Annotated in this window: 16 protein-coding genes; 9 read left to right on the forward strand and 7 right to left on the reverse strand. The window is 66.4% G+C overall.

Features of this window, described 5'->3' with window-relative positions; all coding sequences use genetic code 11:
- Window positions 1–23 precede the first annotated feature (23 nt).
- A complete protein-coding gene (locus LAQ74_RS07020) occupies window positions 24–1,295 on the reverse strand; it encodes an LEA/WHy family protein (RefSeq protein WP_224336457.1) in 1,272 nt (423 codons plus the stop codon).
- A 176-nt stretch (window positions 1,296–1,471) separates the two neighbouring features.
- Here LAQ74_RS07020 and LAQ74_RS07025 point away from each other — a divergent pair, with 176 nt between their 5' ends.
- From LAQ74_RS07025 to LAQ74_RS07040, 4 genes are all read left to right on the forward strand, one after another.
- Entirely contained in the window at window positions 1,472–1,657 is a 186-nt protein-coding gene (locus LAQ74_RS07025) for a DUF7525 family protein (RefSeq protein ID WP_224336459.1), read from the forward strand.
- Between the two features lie 67 nt (window positions 1,658–1,724).
- On the forward strand, window positions 1,725–1,949 hold the full coding sequence (locus LAQ74_RS07030; RefSeq protein WP_058581661.1) for a DUF7123 family protein: 225 nt from the start codon (window positions 1,725–1,727) through the stop codon (window positions 1,947–1,949).
- Window positions 1,950–1,986: 37 nt separating this feature from the next.
- On the forward strand, window positions 1,987–2,424 hold the full coding sequence (locus tag LAQ74_RS07035) for an SRPBCC family protein (RefSeq protein WP_224336461.1): 438 nt from the start codon (window positions 1,987–1,989) through the stop codon (window positions 2,422–2,424).
- Between the two features lie 3 nt (window positions 2,425–2,427).
- The gene (locus tag LAQ74_RS07040) at window positions 2,428–3,234 is read left to right on the forward strand and encodes a nitrilase-related carbon-nitrogen hydrolase (protein WP_224336464.1); all 807 of its coding nucleotides are present in this window, start codon (window positions 2,428–2,430) and stop codon (window positions 3,232–3,234) included.
- A gap of 252 nt (window positions 3,235–3,486) precedes the next feature.
- Here the strand turns inward: LAQ74_RS07040 and gfo6 are convergent, their stop codons facing one another.
- The 3 genes from gfo6 to LAQ74_RS07055 all read right to left on the reverse strand — a co-directional run bounded on the left by gfo6 (window position 3,487) and on the right by LAQ74_RS07055 (window position 7,041).
- Complete coding sequence (gene gfo6 / locus LAQ74_RS07045; protein ID WP_224336466.1) at window positions 3,487–4,563, reverse strand: D-xylose 1-dehydrogenase Gfo6; 1,077 nt, start codon at window positions 4,561–4,563, stop codon at window positions 3,487–3,489.
- A 135-nt stretch (window positions 4,564–4,698) separates the two neighbouring features.
- Window positions 4,699–5,304, reverse strand: coding sequence for a hypothetical protein (locus tag LAQ74_RS07050; RefSeq protein WP_224336468.1), 606 nt, complete (start codon window positions 5,302–5,304; stop codon window positions 4,699–4,701).
- A 204-nt stretch (window positions 5,305–5,508) separates the two neighbouring features.
- Window positions 5,509–7,041: an aldehyde dehydrogenase family protein gene (locus LAQ74_RS07055; protein WP_224336470.1), complete on the reverse strand. Its 1,533-nt coding sequence runs from the start codon at window positions 7,039–7,041 to the stop codon at window positions 5,509–5,511.
- Window positions 7,042–7,190: 149 nt separating this feature from the next.
- On the opposite strand from LAQ74_RS07055, the gene LAQ74_RS07060 reads away from it, so the two are divergent.
- Window positions 7,191–7,622 (forward strand): DUF4112 domain-containing protein, encoded by a 432-nt coding sequence (locus LAQ74_RS07060; RefSeq protein ID WP_224336472.1) that lies wholly within the window; start codon window positions 7,191–7,193, stop codon window positions 7,620–7,622.
- A gap of 56 nt (window positions 7,623–7,678) precedes the next feature.
- Here LAQ74_RS07060 and LAQ74_RS07065 read toward each other — a convergent pair whose 3' ends face one another.
- Window positions 7,679–8,476: an RIO1 family regulatory kinase/ATPase domain-containing protein gene (locus tag LAQ74_RS07065; RefSeq protein WP_224336474.1), complete on the reverse strand. Its 798-nt coding sequence runs from the start codon at window positions 8,474–8,476 to the stop codon at window positions 7,679–7,681.
- Between the two features lie 143 nt (window positions 8,477–8,619).
- On the opposite strand from LAQ74_RS07065, the gene LAQ74_RS07070 reads away from it, so the two are divergent.
- Window positions 8,620–9,762: an acyl-CoA dehydrogenase family protein gene (locus LAQ74_RS07070; protein ID WP_224336476.1), complete on the forward strand. Its 1,143-nt coding sequence runs from the start codon at window positions 8,620–8,622 to the stop codon at window positions 9,760–9,762.
- Window positions 9,763–9,867: 105 nt separating this feature from the next.
- Window positions 9,868–11,982, forward strand: coding sequence for a histidine kinase N-terminal 7TM domain-containing protein (locus LAQ74_RS07075; protein ID WP_224336478.1), 2,115 nt, complete (start codon window positions 9,868–9,870; stop codon window positions 11,980–11,982).
- A 51-nt stretch (window positions 11,983–12,033) separates the two neighbouring features.
- On the opposite strand, the gene LAQ74_RS07080 is transcribed toward LAQ74_RS07075, so the two are convergent.
- Together LAQ74_RS07080 and LAQ74_RS07085 are read right to left on the reverse strand one after the other, a co-directional pair.
- Entirely contained in the window at window positions 12,034–12,558 is a 525-nt protein-coding gene (locus LAQ74_RS07080) for a GNAT family N-acetyltransferase (protein ID WP_224336480.1), read from the reverse strand.
- A 61-nt stretch (window positions 12,559–12,619) separates the two neighbouring features.
- Window positions 12,620–13,018: a DUF8048 family protein gene (locus tag LAQ74_RS07085; protein WP_224336482.1), complete on the reverse strand. Its 399-nt coding sequence runs from the start codon at window positions 13,016–13,018 to the stop codon at window positions 12,620–12,622.
- An 80-nt stretch (window positions 13,019–13,098) separates the two neighbouring features.
- Here LAQ74_RS07085 and LAQ74_RS07090 point away from each other — a divergent pair, with 80 nt between their 5' ends.
- Window positions 13,099–13,887 carry a sugar phosphate isomerase/epimerase family protein gene (locus LAQ74_RS07090; protein WP_224336484.1) on the forward strand — a complete coding sequence of 263 codons (789 nt, stop codon included), beginning with the start codon at window positions 13,099–13,101 and terminating at the stop codon, window positions 13,885–13,887.
- Window positions 13,888–13,976: 89 nt separating this feature from the next.
- Window positions 13,977–14,933, forward strand: a complete 957-nt coding sequence (locus LAQ74_RS07095; RefSeq protein WP_224336486.1) for a carbohydrate kinase family protein — start codon at window positions 13,977–13,979, stop codon at window positions 14,931–14,933.
- Window positions 14,934–14,951: the final 18 nt, after the last annotated feature.

Genomic DNA, 14,951 nt, shown 5'->3' on the forward strand with positions numbered 1-14,951 from the left:
CAGAATCGATTCGTCGTCGCTCGTCACCGTGACGGCGTTCTCATCGCGGGAGAAGAACTCGACCAGGAGAGTGGGTACTCCGTTGCATGTACAGGGTACACGAACGGACGGGGTAAAAACGTTGTCGGCAGGTGCAGGTTTGGCGAGTCGGCGCCGAACAGTCCGCCGTCGACCTCCTCGACCGGGGTCGATTCGTCTCCTGCGACGAGAGCGCCGTCGGTCGTCTCGCCGTCGGTCGTCTCGCCATCGGTCGTCGGTTCGCCCTCTGTCGCGGTTCCGTTTCCGGCTGTCTCGGTTCCACTCGACTCGTTCGCGTCCGCGCTCTCGACGGTCGTCTCGGTGCCGAAGATGTCGGTTCGAATCTCCTGAGAGTACTGCACGTCGTGCAGCGGTAGGTCGACTTGCACTCCGCCGGGGAGGCGGACGACGGCGGCGAAGTCGATGGTGAGCGTCGTCACCTCGCCGCGGCGGACGTGGGTGACCCACCACTCGTCGAGACGGTCGTTCTCGATGACCGCCGTCGTCCGTATCCGCTGGGTCTCCCCGGGGCCGACGACGTACTCGCGGTTCGTCGAGCCCTGACCGACGCGGACGTCGTTCATCCGAATCTCGTAGCTGAGTTCGCTCAGCGTCACCGGCACCGGGTTGGGGTTGTAGACGACGAACGCGGTGTCGATGGGCGTCGCCGACTCGTTGACCGTGCCCCACTCGCCGCTCGTCTCGTTGACGTAGAGCACGGGATCGGCGACGAACGGTTGACTCGCGTTGACCCGTCGCGTCTCCGTCGAGTTGAACGCCGAGACGACGTCCGTCCGAATCTCGCGCTCTACGGTCGGCCCTTCGAAGGTGGCGTTGACGCCGCGATAGCCGGCGTCGGCGTCGACGCGGAGCGTCGTTCGCTCGTCGTTTCGGACGTGGGTGACCCACCACTCCGAGATTCGCTCGTTTCGCATCTCCGTCCGGAACGTGAGCGTCGAGTTGCCGCGGCCGACGTGAACTCCTTCCCTGCGGTTCGAGGCCATCGACACGTCGTTCATGCGAACGCCGTAGTCGATTATCGCGCCGTCGACGCTGACGCCGAGAGGGTTCGGGTTTCGAACGGTGATGTTCGTCTCGATGGTCGTCGTCTCGTCGTCGACGTCGACGATTCGGTTACTGACCTCCGTCACCTCCGGCGCACCGGCGAATCCGAGCACGGAGGCGGCCGCGAGGAGGACGACGAGGAAGACGAGACCGGCGGCGACAACCCCCGACCGACTCCCCAGCGCGCGGCGGACGACACCGCTCGGGTCCATACGGGAGCAGTGTGCGCGGGGTACTTAGCAGATGGGGGTCGGCGACGTCGACAGACGGCGTCGCGGGTGACACGTGGCGACCCGGATCGGACCACGGACCGCGTCGAGTCGAGAACCGACATCTCCACCGGGAGACTGTCGAATAAACTAAGTAGACACCGGCGAACCGGACTGACATGGCAACGCAGACGTCTCAGACGGACATGGGCATCGGTGTCGCGATGGTGTTCGCGATGCTCACACTCGTCGGTGCGGCGGTGATGCTCGCCGGACCCGGACAGTTGACGAAGGCGTGGGGCTTCGCCGGCGCGATGGTCGCCGCGTCGCTGGCTATCGTCGCCGTGCACGTGTACGCCGACTGAGCGGTGTCGCGACCGCTCGACCGACCAAGTAACCGTTAATATCGTCAGACACGTAGTTAGAACGCAGATGACCGAGTACACCGACGAGGAACAGCGGATTATCGCCTACCTCCGGGAGAGCGTCACTCGCGGTGAGCGGTACTTCCGGGCGAAGAACATCGCCGAAGCCATCGGTCTCTCGGCGAAACAGGTCGGCTCCCGTCTCCCGCGACTCGCCGAGAAATCCGAGGACGTCGAGATCGAAAAGTGGGGCCGCGCGCGCTCGACGACGTGGCGAGTCACCCGCAGTTAATCCGCGGATTTTTGCCCTCTCCTCCTGATATAAACACATGACTGTTCGGGTTACGCGGACCTTCGAGTTCGACCGACCTCCCGAAGACGTGTGGGCGTTCATCGCCGACCCCGAGAAGCGGGCGGCCGCGATAAGCGTCGTCGAGGACTACGACGTCGACCCCGACGACGACCGGAAGGCGACGTGGCATGTCGCGCTCCCCATCCCCGTCATCAGGTCGACCGTGCCCGTCGAGACCGAAGACGTCGCGCGCGACGCTCCCCGATACGTGAAGTTCGTCGGCCGCTCGCGGGCGCTGCGCGTCACCGGCGAGCACACCGTAGAGGAGACCGAAGGCGGTTCGCGTCTCGTCAACGAGTTCGTCGTCGACGGGAGCCTACCGGGCGTCGAACGCTTCTTCAAACGGAACTTCGATCGCGAACTCGACAACTTGGAACGCGCGCTGCGCCGCGAGATGGCCGAGGCGGAGAACTGATCGATGCGCCTCTCACTCGCCCAACTGGAACAGGACGCCGGAAGCGTCGACGCCGCGCTCGACGCCGCCGAGGCGGCCGTCGAAGCGGCGGCCGCCGACGGCGCGGACCTCGTTGCGCTCCCGGAACTGTTCGCGGTCGGCTACTTCGCGTTCGAGTCGTACGCACGGGTGGCCGAGGGACTGGACGGCCCGACGTTCGGCCGCCTCCGCGATATGGCGGCCGACCACGACGTCGGTCTGTTGGCCGGGAGCCACGTCGAGGACCTCGAAGCGAGCGTCGACGCGGGCTACGACGTCCCCGGCGACACCGGACTGGCGAACACGACGACCTTCTTCGACCGCGACGGTTCGCTGCGGACGACGTACCGGAAACACCACCTGTTCGGCTACGAGTCCGCCGAGGCGCGCCTGCTGACGCCCGGAGAACGGCTCGAACCGTTCGAGTTCGACGGCTTCACCGTCGGCACCTGTACCTGTTACGACCTGCGGTTCCCGGAACTGACGCGCGAACTCGTCGACAGAGGGGTCACGCTGTTGCTGGTACCGAGCGCGTGGCCGTACCCCCGCGTCGAACACTGGCAGACGCTGACGCGGGCGCGAGCCATCGAGAACCTCTGGTATCTCGGCGCGATAAACGGCGTCGGGGCGTTCGAGTCGGCGACGCTGCTCGGCCGCTCGACCGTCTACGACCCGTGGGGAACGCCGCTTTCGAGCGCCGGCGACCGACCTGCGCACGTCACGGCCGACCTCGACCCCGAGGAGGTGACGCGGGTTCGCGAGGAGTTCCCCGCGCTCGCCGACCGGCGCTGACCGTGTCACGGTCCACGGTACCGTGGACCCCCGATAGCGGCATCAGTTCACCGTGTCGATGCCTTTATTGAGACGTACTTCTTAGCCGAATTCGCCGACGATATCGACGCTTTTCTCGTCGACGACTCGGCACAAATCAACCGCCGCAACACGCTGCAGTGAGGGGTCCACTGTGGCCATCGCCGCACCGCTCCCCCGGCCCGGTGGGGGAGCGCTCCCACCTCGCCTTCCGCAGTTCCTTCGACTACCGACTCACGAGTATCGTATCTCGACGCGTTCACTGGTTTCTGCGGCCTCGTACGTCGCGGCCGTCACCTGCACGTCTCGCAACCCCTCCTCGCCGTCCGGGCCGATGTCGTCGCCGGTGAGCACCGCGTGCGCGAAGTAGTCGAACTCCTCGCGTATCTCGCTCGTCTCGGGGCCGTCGACCACCGCGCGAACGTCGCCCCGAGAGACGGCTACCCGGCGAGGGTCCTCGGTCCCGAACGCGGAGTCGGGCAGTTCGACGTGGCCGTCGGTCCCCCGAACCGAGAGGTGGCTCTTGGGGTACCCTGAGAACCCGGCGGTAAAGGAGGCCGTGACGCCGTCGGGGAACTCCAGTTGGAACGCGATCCGCTCGTCCACATCGGCGAAGACGCCCTCGCCGCGCGCCGTCGCGGTGACTGCCACCGGGTCGGCGTCGAGGAGGTAGCGCGCCGTGTTCAGCGGGTAGACACCGACGTCCATCAGCGCGCCGCCGCCCGCGAGGTCGGCGTCGAGTCGCCACTGGTCGGGTCCCCGACTCCCGCCAAGCACGTCGAAAGCGAACCCGCCGTGCAGTTGAAGCGGGTCGCCGATACCACCCTCGCCGACGAACTCGCGGAGGCGACGCACGACGGGGTCGAACTGCATCCGGTAGGCGGTCATCAGCGGTACGTCGGCGTCCTCGCACACCGAAACGGCGCGTTTCGCACCCTCGACCGTCGCCGCCAGCGGCTTCTCGGAGATGACCGCCTTCCCGTTCACGGCGGCCGTCTCGATGGCCTCGGGGTGGAGTGCGTTCGGCGTGGCGACGTAAACCGCGTCGTACGTGTCGGTCGCCGCCCCGTCGTGGTACTCCTCGTAGGTGAGGACGTGCTCGACACCGCGTTCCTCGGCCGCGGGGCCGACGCGCTCCGGCGACCCCGTGACGAGCACCGTCGCCTCGGCGTAGTCGGCGTCCGCGATGGCGGGGAGGGCGGCTTTGCGGGCGAAGCCGCCGACGCCGACGACGGCGAACCGGATGGTGCCGTCGGCACCGGTGTCCCAGTCGCGCCGCGTCAACTCGTCGAAGTAGTCGTGGACGTGCATGCGCCGACTACGGCGGCCAGCACAAAAGTGATGCTACGGAAATCGGTCGTCGCGACCCGACCGCCGGGGTCACTATGGGACGGATGTCGGTCGACGGCAGTCGACGGCGGCCGAAGGGGCCGTCGACCGGGGTGCTCAGAAGTCGTCGCGAAGCAGGTTGTACGCGACGAGCAGCCACGCCGTCGCGTACGCGCCGACGAACAGCAGTCCGCCGAAGAGACCGTTGAGACCGAAGAAGATCGCTCCCTGCGAGATGGAGGGGCCGGTTCCGGCGAAGGCGACGCCGGCGAGGCGGAGTTCGGGCGCTTTCGCCCACCCGCTCACCAACAGCGCGACGCCCAGCGGGAGCGACGCTCCGATGAACCCGACGTTACCGGCGAGGAAGCCGTAGGCGGCGTACTGCGAGAGCGTCGCCATCCCGGCCAGGTCGAAGGCGAACTGCGCGCCGGCGCTGACGAGACTCAGGACCATGCCGCCGCCGGTGCCGAGCACGCCGAGCCACCAGTAGACGCCCTCCGCCTCCCGGTGGTACAGCACGAACCCGACGAGCGCGACGAGGAGCAGAAAGATACCCGCGACGAGCGCTCCCTGTTCGACGAGGAAGACGGTGTTCTGGACGTCGAACACGACGTCGCCGCCTGCGGTCACGTCGGTGAGCGCCTGTCGAAGCAGACCCGCGGTGACGAGCAGCGTTCCGAGGAGCGCAGCGACGCCCGCGGCGCGCCGCGACGTGCTGTTCAAGCGGCGATTCTCTCGGTCTGAGATGGTAGTACTGGCCACGGTGTATCAACCGAATCACTCGGTAGGTGCTGGTCGGTCGTTCGGTCGGCGGAACCATAAATCCGCGACCAGGTCGAGTGTCCGGTACCGACGTAACTGCGTGAAAAACGCGACTGCGTGAAAAATTCGTTCGTGTTCGACGACCACCCGACGTCGCTCGTCGCTTCAGTCGTCTTTCGTCTTGATGTCCGCCGACAGTCCCTGCGCCATCTGGATGTCGTCGGAGTTGTTCAGCGTCCACGCGGTGCGCTCGGTGACCGCTTCGATGACCTCGCGCGCGCTCGGGTACCCGTTGCCGGATTTCTTGACGCCGCCGAACGGCAGGTGGACCTCCGCGCCGATGCACGGCAGGTTGCCGTAGGCGAGGCCGACCTCCGCGTGGTCGCGGAAGTAGTTTATCTGGCGGTAGTTCTCGGAGATGATGGCCCCCGCGAGGCCGTACTCGGTGTCGTTCTGAATCTCGACGGCCTCCTCGATGTCGCCGTCGTACTTCAGGAGCGCGACGTGCGGGCCGAACACTTCCTCGTGCGTGCAGCGCAGGTCGTCGTAGGGGTCAGCCTCGTAGACGAACGGACCGACCCAGTTGCCGTCCTCGTGGCCGTCGGGAATCTCCGATTCATCGAGTTCGGTGCGGTCGACGAGGACGTTGACGCCCTCCTCTTCGGCCAACTCGTTGTACTTCGAGACCTTCTCTTTGTGTTCCGGCTCGATGAGCGGCCCCATGAACGTGTTCTCGCTCAGCGGGTCGCCGACGGCGACGTCCTCGGCGATGTCGACGAAGCGCTCTTTGAACTCGTCGTAGACGTCGGCGTGGACGACGAGCCGCTCGGAGGAGACGCAGCGCTGACCGGTCGTCTTGAACGACGACATCACGGCGGAGTGGACGGCGGTGTCGAGGTCCGCCTCTTCAGTGATGACGATGTTGTTCTTGCCGCCCATCTCGGCGGCGACGAGTTTGCCGGGTTCGCCGCCGACCTTCGAGGCGATTTCGTGGCCGACCTCGGCGCTCCCCGTGAAGAGGACGGTGTCGACGCGCGGGTCTTCGACGATGGCCGCACCGGCGTCGCCGAAGCCCTGTACCATGTTGAACACGCCGTCGGGGATGCCGGCGTCCTCGAACATCTCGGCGATGGTCTGGCCGCACCACGGCGTCTGCTCGGCGGGTTTCCAGACGACCGTGTTCCCCTCGACGAGCGCGACGGCCATGTGCCAGAAGGGGATGGCGACGGGGAAGTTCCACGGGGTAATACAGCCGACGACGCCGCGGGGCTTGCGACGCATGTAGGCGTCCTTACTCGGGATCTCAGAGGGAACCACGTCGCCCTTCGGGTGGCGGGCGTCGCCGGCGGCCCACTCGACCATGTGGTACGCCTCGATGACGTCGGCTTTGCCCTCAGAAATCTCCTTGCCGCACTCTTTGGTGACGATTTCGCCGAGTTCGTCCGTTCGCTCGCGGAGTTCGTGGTAGATGTCCCAGAGGTACTCCGCGCGTTTGATATACGAGAGGCCGCGCCACTCCTCGAACGCGTCTTCCGCCTCGGTGAGCGCGCGGTCGACGTCCGCTTCGGTGCCGCGCTGGAACTCGCCGAGCGTCTCGCCCGTCGCTGGATTCGTGCTCTCGAACGTCTCCTCTCCCTCGCCGGAAGTCCACTCTCCGGCGATGTAGTGCTGGTAGATACCGCCCGTCTGTTGACTCATACGGTGACAAAATTTGCGACGGGATCACTTAAAAGACACCCGGTCACGCGAGTCGTCGCCGAGCCACGCGTCGAGCTCTCAAGTCGGCGGACGAATCTGTGAACAGAACAGGCAGAGCCGTCATACGTCTGGGCGTCCACTATCGAGACATGGACGAACACTCCCTCGAAGACGCGCCCGACACGCTCGACGAACCCGCGCTGAAACGGATTCGTGCCGTGGCCACGTTCCTCGACGAGTCCGTGAGGATTCCGGGTATCGGTTACCGAATCGGAGCGGACCCGATTCTGGGCGCGCTCCCGGTCGCCGGTGACCTCGTCTCGGCGGCGATATCGATGTACATCGTCGCGGAGGCGGCGAACCTCGGGGTTCCGTTGAACAAACTCATCCGGATGATCGCCAACGTCGCCATCGATACCGTCGTCGGCGCGGTTCCGGTCGTCGGGACGCTGTTCGACGCGGTGTGGAAGGCGAACGTGAAGAACGTCGAGTTGGTCGAAGACCACCTCGAATCGGTCGCAGCATCCGCCGCCGACGACTTCGACCGAGATCCCGTCAAAATCGAAATCGACGAAGAGTAATCGAGGATACGTCGTCGCCAGCACGGAACGTCGCCGGTAGCGCCGGTCGTAAGCGATTACGACGCGCGTTTTTCGATCTCGCCTTTGACCGCCGCGGCGTCGAAGTCGTGGTCCGGACGGATGTTGACGAAGTCCAGAAACTCCAGCGCCGCGAGCACGTCCTCCGTCGAGTACGCCGAGAGCGCGGCGTCGACGGTCTCCTGTGCGCCGATGAGCGGTTCCAGCGCCGCCAATCCGCAGGCGATGTCGTACGATCGGGCGTCGTCGCGGCCGTCCTCGCGGACGCTCGTCGCGTCGATGAAGTAGAGTTCGCCGTCGAGGATGAGCACGTTTTCCCCCCGTAAATCGCCGTGAGCGAGACCGTTGTCGTGCAGCGTCTTCAGCGCCGCGAACAGATCCGGCGCGAGTTCGGTCTCCCGCTCGCGGTCTAGTTCGTCGAGCGGGCGGAACTCGGGGAGGTACTCGAGGACGACGACGCCGAAGCCGTCGATTTCGAGCGCCTCCACGGGTTCGGGTGCGTTGATGCCGATCTCGCGCATCCGCTTCGTCGCCTCCAGTTCGTGTTCGGCCATCTGGTAGGGGGTGCCGAAGTGCTCGAAGAAGCCCTCGGTGCCGCTGGAGAACGCCCCGAGATTTCGGCCCGTCGTGAAGATGGCGTGGACCAGCGAGTTCTGTCGACTGATTATCTTGACGAACCACTCGTCGTCGAGGACGAACGGCGTCGACAGCCAGTTGTCCGCGTCGAGAAACCGGACGTGGACCTCCTCTCGGTCGAGTCGCTCCGCGAGCGCGTAGACGACTCCTTCGAGGCGGTCCCAGTCGATTCGGCCGCGGACCAGACGGCGGAGTTCCATCGGCCTGTGAGACGGGGGCAACCGCAATAAGTGGCCCCCCGCAGATCCGCTGACACGACAGCAATCGTGACAGTCACGACGGCACCCTCGAATCTTTCACGGTCGTTCGCTGACTTTATCACTCGTCTCCTCGCACCCTGGGTATGGACTTCGAACTCTCTGCGGAGCACCGGATGATTCGCGACAGCGTCCGGGAGTTCTGCGAGGAGGAGATCGCCCCCATCGCCCAGGAGGTCGAGAACGAACACCGCTTCCCCGCGGAGGTGTTCGAGGAACTCGGCGCACTCGACATGATGGGCGTCCCCATCTCCGAGGAGTACGGCGGCCTCGGCGGCGACCAGTTGATGTACGCGCTCGTCACCGAGGAACTCGGCCGCGTCTCCGGCGGCATCGGCCTCTCCTACGCCGCGCACGTCTCGCTCGGGTCGAAACCCATCGAGATGTTCGGCACCGAAGAGCAGAAAGAGCGGTGGCTGACGCCGCTGGCGTCAGGCAAGGCGATGGCCGCGTGGGCGCTCACCGAACCCGGCAGCGGCAGCGACGCCAGCGACATGGACACGATGGCCGTAAAGGAGGGCGACGAGTACGTCCTCAACGGGACGAAGCAGTTCATCACGAACGCCTCCGTCGCCGGCAGCGTGCTCGTGAAAGCCGTCACCGACCCCGGCGAGGGCTACGACGGCATCTCGACGTTCATCGTCGACCCCGAGGCCGACGACGGTTTCGAGGTGACGACCGTCTGGGACAAGATGGGGCTGAACTGCTCGCCGACCTGCGAGATCTCGCTGGACGACGTGCGCATCCCCGAAGACCGCCTGCTCGGCGAGGAAGGCGAGGGCTGGACGCAGACCATGAAGACGCTCGACGGCGGCCGCATCTCCATCGCCGCGCTCTCGACGGGGCTCGCGCAGGGCGCGTACGAGGCGGCGAAACAGTACTCGGGCGAGCGCGAGCAGTTCGGCCAACCCATCGCGAAGTTCGACGCCATCCGCGACAAGGTCGTCGACATGTACCGCAAGACCGAGCGCGCGCGCCTCCTGACGCACAAGGCGGCCGTCCGCTACGATGCGGGCGAGTCGGTGACGACGGAGTCGGCGCTGGCGAAACTCGACGCCAGCGAGGCCGCGCGAGAAGTCGCCGAGGACGCCGTGCAGGTGCTCGGCGGCTACGGCTACACCGAGGACTTCGCCCCGCAGCGCTTCTACCGCGACGCGAAACTGATGGAGATCGGCGAGGGGACCAGCGAGATTCAGCATCTCGTGCTCGGTCGGCAGCTCGGCCTCTGAGTGGGGCGACACCGCGCGTTTTCCGTCGTCGTATCAGCATCTTTTATATTATAGTTCTCCGTCGGGTAGCTGAACCCGAAATTCCGCCCTTCGGATAGAACGTAGATGGTCACTCTCACCGCCCCCATCGCGCTCCTGCTGCTCTCAGGAGCCGTGTGTTCGCTCGTCGCCGCCGTGGTCCTCAGCGGAGCGGACGACTTCTCGCCGTTGATTCGGTACCCGTTCGCGGCGCTGTCGGCGACGGGGGCCGTCTGGGCCGTCTCGTACGCGGCGCTGCTATCGACGCCGACGCGGGCCGGGATGCTGCCGTGGTTCCGCCTCGTCCTCGTCTGTGCGGCGCTCGTCTCGACGCTCTGGTTCGTTTTCGTTCTCGCCTACGCGGGGTACGACCGGCTCCTAACGCGCGAACTCTCCGCTGCGCTCGCGGTCGAACCGCTCGTCGTCGTCGGCTTCACGGCGACCGGACACGGCCTCGTCGGCGACACCGTCGTCGAATCGGCCGTCGGGTACACCACGCTCACGCTGGTCCCCGGTCCGCTGTACGCCGTGCACGTACTCTACTCGTTCGTACTGAACGCAGCGGCGCTCGCGTTGCTCGCCCGACTCTTCGTCCGGTCGGAGGGCAAGTACCGCAAGCAGATCGTCGTGCTCGTGCTAGCGGGCCTCATCCCGCTCGCGAGCGCGCTTCCGGCGGTTCTCGGCTCCGGTTCCCCGCTCGACTTCACGCCGATGACGTTCTGGCTCAACAACGGCCTCATCCTCCTCGCGCTGCTGCGGTACCGCCTCCTGGACGCGGTCCCCGACGCACACACGCACCTGTTCGAACGACTCGACGACGGCATCGTCATCCTCGGCCCCGAGAGCCGCGTCGTCGAGATGAACCGCACGGCCTGCAGCGCCCTCGGATTCGAGCACGCTCCCGTCGGCGTGTCGGTCTCGGACGCACTCCCGCGAGCGCCGGCGGTGTGCGCGCTCCTCGACGGCGACGAGGACCACGTCGAACTCGTCGTCGACGAGGGGACCGACCGCCGAATCCTCGACACGACGGCGGCCGACGGCCCGAACGGAAGCACCATCGTGGTCCTCCGGGACATCACCGAACGCCGTCACGCCGAGCGGCAGTTCCGCGCGCTCATCGAGAACTCCCACGACATCGTCGTCGTACTCGACGCGGCGGCGGAGTTCGAGTACGTCAGTCCCTCGATGGAGACGGTGATGGGCTACGATCCCGACGAACACGTCGGTGAGAGTCCGTTCGACTATATCCATCCCGACGACCGCGAGCAGGCAATGTCGATTCTGCAGAGTGCGATGGTCTCCGGCACGCCCGAACGCGCGGAGTACCGGTACCGCCACGCCGACGGCTCCTGGCGGACGTTCGAGGCCGTCGGCGTCAGCCTGCTCGACGACCCGGCGGTGGAGGGAATCGTGATTAGCGCGCGTGACGTGACCGACCGTCACCAGTACGAGCAACGACTCCGCGTGCTGAATCGCGTTCTCCGACACGACCTGCGCAACGATATGAACGTCGTGCTCGGGTACGCGGACCTGCTCCACGAGGACCCGAGTACCCCGGAGGTGCGCAAGTACGCACAGAAGATTCACGACCGCGCCGCGTCGCTCGCTGACCTCGCCGACCGAACGCGGTTCGTCGACCGGACGCTCAACCGCGCGCGCGAGGAGTTCGGCGCAGTCGACGTCGCGAGACTGGTCGACGAGGAGCTCGCCGCCGCGCGCCGAACCCACCCCGATTCGACGTTCTCCGCCAGCGCCCCCGGCGAGCGCTGGATCCGCGGCGACGACCGGATCCGCGTCGCCGTCGGAAACCTCCTCGAGAACGCAGTCGAACACAGCGACCGGCAGTCACCCACCGTCGACGTCAGCGTCGACACCGTCGTCGACGACGGCGGGACGGTCGTCGAGATCTCCGTCGCCGACGACGGTCCCGGCATCCCGGACGAAGAGCGGAGCGTGCTCGAATCGGGCGTCGAGACGCCGCTCGAACACGGCAGCGGCGTCGGTCTCTGGCTCGCGAGTTGGATCGCCACCGAGGTCGACGGCGAACTCAGATTCGCCGAAAACGATCCGCGTGGAACCGTTGCCACGCTTTGCCTCCGCGGGGCGACGCCGGAGAGCGAGGAACACGAGGAGAGCGAGGGAGACGATGAAAACGAGGAGAGCGAAGAAACCGTCGGCAGCGCGTCTCAATCCGGAAACTAACCGCAGCGGCCGACCCGGGGCGTCGGGCCGGCGTTCTAACGCCCGCCGCCCTCACGACTCGAACTCGTCTTCGAGCAGTCCGTAGTGCAGCAAATCCCGATACTCGCCGCCGACGTACGCCTCTTCGCGGTGGGTTCCTTCGAGTGTGAACCCCGCCTTCTCTAACACGCGCTGTGAGCCGACGTTGTGGTCGTAGGCCTCAGCGACGACCTTGTGCATGCGGCGTTCCTCGAACGCGTACCGCGAGACGGTTCGGACGGCGTCGGTACAGTAGCCGTTGCCCCATGCCTCCGGCGAAATCATGTAGCCGAGCTCCGCTTTCCCCCACGTCTCGTTCGGGTGCATCCCGACGAGTCCGACGGGGTCGCCGTCGTCGCAGACGAGAAACTGGTCGTCGCCGTCGTCGCCGACGGATTCGAGCCACTCCAATTCCTGTTGGCGATTTTTCGGTCGCGAGGCTCCGAGCGTCGACCACACCTCAGGGTCGTTGACGAGTCGCTGGACGAATTCGAGGTCCCGTTTCTCGACGGTCCGGAGTTCGACGCGTTCACCTCGCAGAAAGACCGGTCCGGGCATAGCTGACGCTCTCGGCGCGTGGTACTGAATCGTTCGATGGTGTGAGAGAACTTCGCAGTCGTCAGGGGCGGACGAGTATCATCGGGTCGTCGTCTTCGGTGCCGTCGTCTCCGAGCGCATCCATATCTGCATCTTCGCTCACGTCGGCGCGCATCTGTTGGGCGTGGACCGCGCGCAACGCCGCCAACTCGTCGTCGGAGAGCGACAGCGCCGACGCGAACTCCGGCCAGACGTGCGACGGCACCGAGAGCAGGAATCGGTCGTCTCTCCGCTCGACGACCGGATTCTCCGCTAACGCTTTGCGCCACTCGTAGACGATGTCGTCGACGCCGGGGAGGTCGCGGACCGACTGCTGGTGGCGGACGAGCAGCTCCGACAGTACATCCGGGGTCGTCTCGGAGTCGGCGGCGACGCTCGACACGAGGTCGGGGTCGAACCCGTCGAGGGGGTCGCGCGTCATCGTTCGAAGAAGGGGCGAAGCGGGCGAAAAGCTTCGGGTTCGGGGAATCACCTAACTCGCTCGCGTGCAGAGGGTACGCTATGGACGCCCGGACCGGGTACGTCACCCAGATGAACATGGACCTTGACGCGGCAATCGGGGCAGCCGCCGAGTACGAGTTCGACTACCTGGAGGTGATGATGGACGGCGACACCGAGCGCCGCCGACTCGACGACCAGTCCGACGAGATTCGGGAGGCGCTCGCCGACCACGAACTCGATCTGATGGTCCACCTGCCGTTCGGCGGTATCGACGTGGGGTCGCCGTTCGAGCACGTTCGGGCGGGCGCGGTTGCCGAGCAGAAAGCCGCCATCGACACAGCCGCCGCCCTCGGTGCGGAGAAAGGCGTCCTCCACCCGACGACCGACGCGTGGTCTCCCGCCTGGGACGCCTCGACGCTACGGAACAACGCGCTCGACTCGATACGCGAACTCGTCGCGCACGCTGACGAACGCGGGTTCGAGGTCTGCGCCGAGAACATCCCGCGAAGCATCTTCCGAACCCACGAGTTTCCCCAACTGCTCGCCGAGACGGAGGCCTCGATGACGCTCGACACCGGGCACGCGCGGATGGACGGCCGCGACTCCGGCGGCATCGCAGCGTTCACCGAAGAACACGCCGACCGAATCAGCCACGTCCACCTCAACGATACCCGCCACGCCTCGGACGAACATCTGCCGTTCGGCGCGGGCAACCTCGACTTCGAGCGCATCCTGGGGGCGTTTCCCGACGACTGGCGAGGGACGCTCTCGCTCGAAGTGTTCACGTTCGGTTTCGACTACATCGAGGCGAGCAAGGAACATCTCGACGACCTCCTCACCGAGCGCTGAGTACCGCCCTGTCGGCGACGCAGCCAGGTTATAGCTGAATCCCGACGAAATCGCCCGGATTGATGGTAGCCGCTCGCATAGCGTGGCGTATGACACGGATTCTCGTCACCGGCGAGACGCTCATCGACTTCATCCCCGATTCGGCGGGCGACCTCGCGTCGGTCGAGTCGTTCTCCCGACGACCCGGCGGCGCACCCGCGAACGTCGCCGTCGCGCTCTCGAACCTCGACGCGCCCGTCTCCTTCTGGACGCGCCTCGGCACCGACCCGTTCGGCGACTACCTCGCCGCGTTCCTCGACGAGCAGGGGATCTCCGGCGAGTACGTCGAACGCGACCCGAACGGGAAGACGACGCTCGCGTTCGTCAGCCTCGGCGAGGACGCCGACCGGGAGTTCAGTTTCTACCGCGACGCGGCCGCCGACGCCCGACTCGAACCGGGAACTGTCGACGACGACGCCCTCGCGGCGTTCGGGTGGCTCCACGCCGACGTGCTGTCGCTCGACACCGACCCCTCTCGGACGGCCGTCTTGGATCTCCTCGAACGCGCCAGCGAAACCGACGTGACCGTCTCGTTCGACCCGAACGCCCGTCTCGAACGCTGGACGGAGTTCTCCTACCGCGAGTCGGTCCGGGAGGGGTTCGCGCTCGCCGACGTGGTGAAAGCCACGCCTGAGGACCTGAGGGAGGCCGGACTCACGGGTGACGCGGCCGAGTTAGCCCGCGAAATCTGCACGTTCGGGCCGCACACGGCGGTCATCACGCTGGGTGACGCCGGGGCGTACGCCTACGCGACGCCAGAGGCGCCGTGGAGCGACGGCGAGGAACTGGAGGCGACTCACGGCGGCTACCGCGTCGAACCGGTCGACACGACCGGCGCGGGAGACGCGTTCACCGCGGGCGTCATCGCAGCACTCTCCGAAGGTGAGTCGCTCGCCGAAGCGCTCGCGTTCGCCAACGCCGTCGCCGCGGTGACGACGACGGAACCGGGGGCGATGACGGCGCTTCCCGACCGGAACTCCGTCGAGACGTTCAGAACCGACGGGTAGCCGCCACGTTTCCGTCGT

It is taken from the genome of Haloprofundus halobius, assembly GCF_020097835.1.
GTDB classification, from domain to species: domain Archaea; phylum Halobacteriota; class Halobacteria; order Halobacteriales; family Haloferacaceae; genus Haloprofundus; species Haloprofundus halobius.

Excerpts from the sequence above, each read along its gene's own strand:
- LAQ74_RS07090 (WP_224336484.1), top strand. The coding sequence starts at position 13,099 with ATGGACGCCCGGACCGGGTACGTCACCCAGATGAACATGGACCTTGAC.
- LAQ74_RS07030 (WP_058581661.1), top strand. The coding sequence starts at position 1,725 with ATGACCGAGTACACCGACGAGGAACAGCGGATTATCGCCTACCTCCGG.
- LAQ74_RS07055 (WP_224336470.1), bottom strand. The coding sequence starts at position 7,041 with ATGAGTCAACAGACGGGCGGTATCTACCAGCACTACATCGCCGGAGAG.
- gfo6 (WP_224336466.1), bottom strand. The coding sequence starts at position 4,563 with ATGCACGTCCACGACTACTTCGACGAGTTGACGCGGCGCGACTGGGAC.
- LAQ74_RS07070 (WP_224336476.1), top strand. The coding sequence starts at position 8,620 with ATGGACTTCGAACTCTCTGCGGAGCACCGGATGATTCGCGACAGCGTC.
- LAQ74_RS07040 (WP_224336464.1), top strand. The coding sequence starts at position 2,428 with ATGCGCCTCTCACTCGCCCAACTGGAACAGGACGCCGGAAGCGTCGAC.
- LAQ74_RS07065 (WP_224336474.1), bottom strand. The coding sequence starts at position 8,476 with ATGGAACTCCGCCGTCTGGTCCGCGGCCGAATCGACTGGGACCGCCTC.
- LAQ74_RS07085 (WP_224336482.1), bottom strand. The coding sequence starts at position 13,018 with ATGACGCGCGACCCCCTCGACGGGTTCGACCCCGACCTCGTGTCGAGC.
- LAQ74_RS07080 (WP_224336480.1), bottom strand. The coding sequence starts at position 12,558 with ATGCCCGGACCGGTCTTTCTGCGAGGTGAACGCGTCGAACTCCGGACC.
- LAQ74_RS07020 (WP_224336457.1), bottom strand. The coding sequence starts at position 1,295 with ATGGACCCGAGCGGTGTCGTCCGCCGCGCGCTGGGGAGTCGGTCGGGG.
- LAQ74_RS07025 (WP_224336459.1), top strand. The coding sequence starts at position 1,472 with ATGGCAACGCAGACGTCTCAGACGGACATGGGCATCGGTGTCGCGATG.
- LAQ74_RS07060 (WP_224336472.1), top strand. The coding sequence starts at position 7,191 with ATGGACGAACACTCCCTCGAAGACGCGCCCGACACGCTCGACGAACCC.
- LAQ74_RS07075 (WP_224336478.1), top strand. The coding sequence starts at position 9,868 with ATGGTCACTCTCACCGCCCCCATCGCGCTCCTGCTGCTCTCAGGAGCC.
- LAQ74_RS07035 (WP_224336461.1), top strand. The coding sequence starts at position 1,987 with ATGACTGTTCGGGTTACGCGGACCTTCGAGTTCGACCGACCTCCCGAA.
- LAQ74_RS07095 (WP_224336486.1), top strand. The coding sequence starts at position 13,977 with ATGACACGGATTCTCGTCACCGGCGAGACGCTCATCGACTTCATCCCC.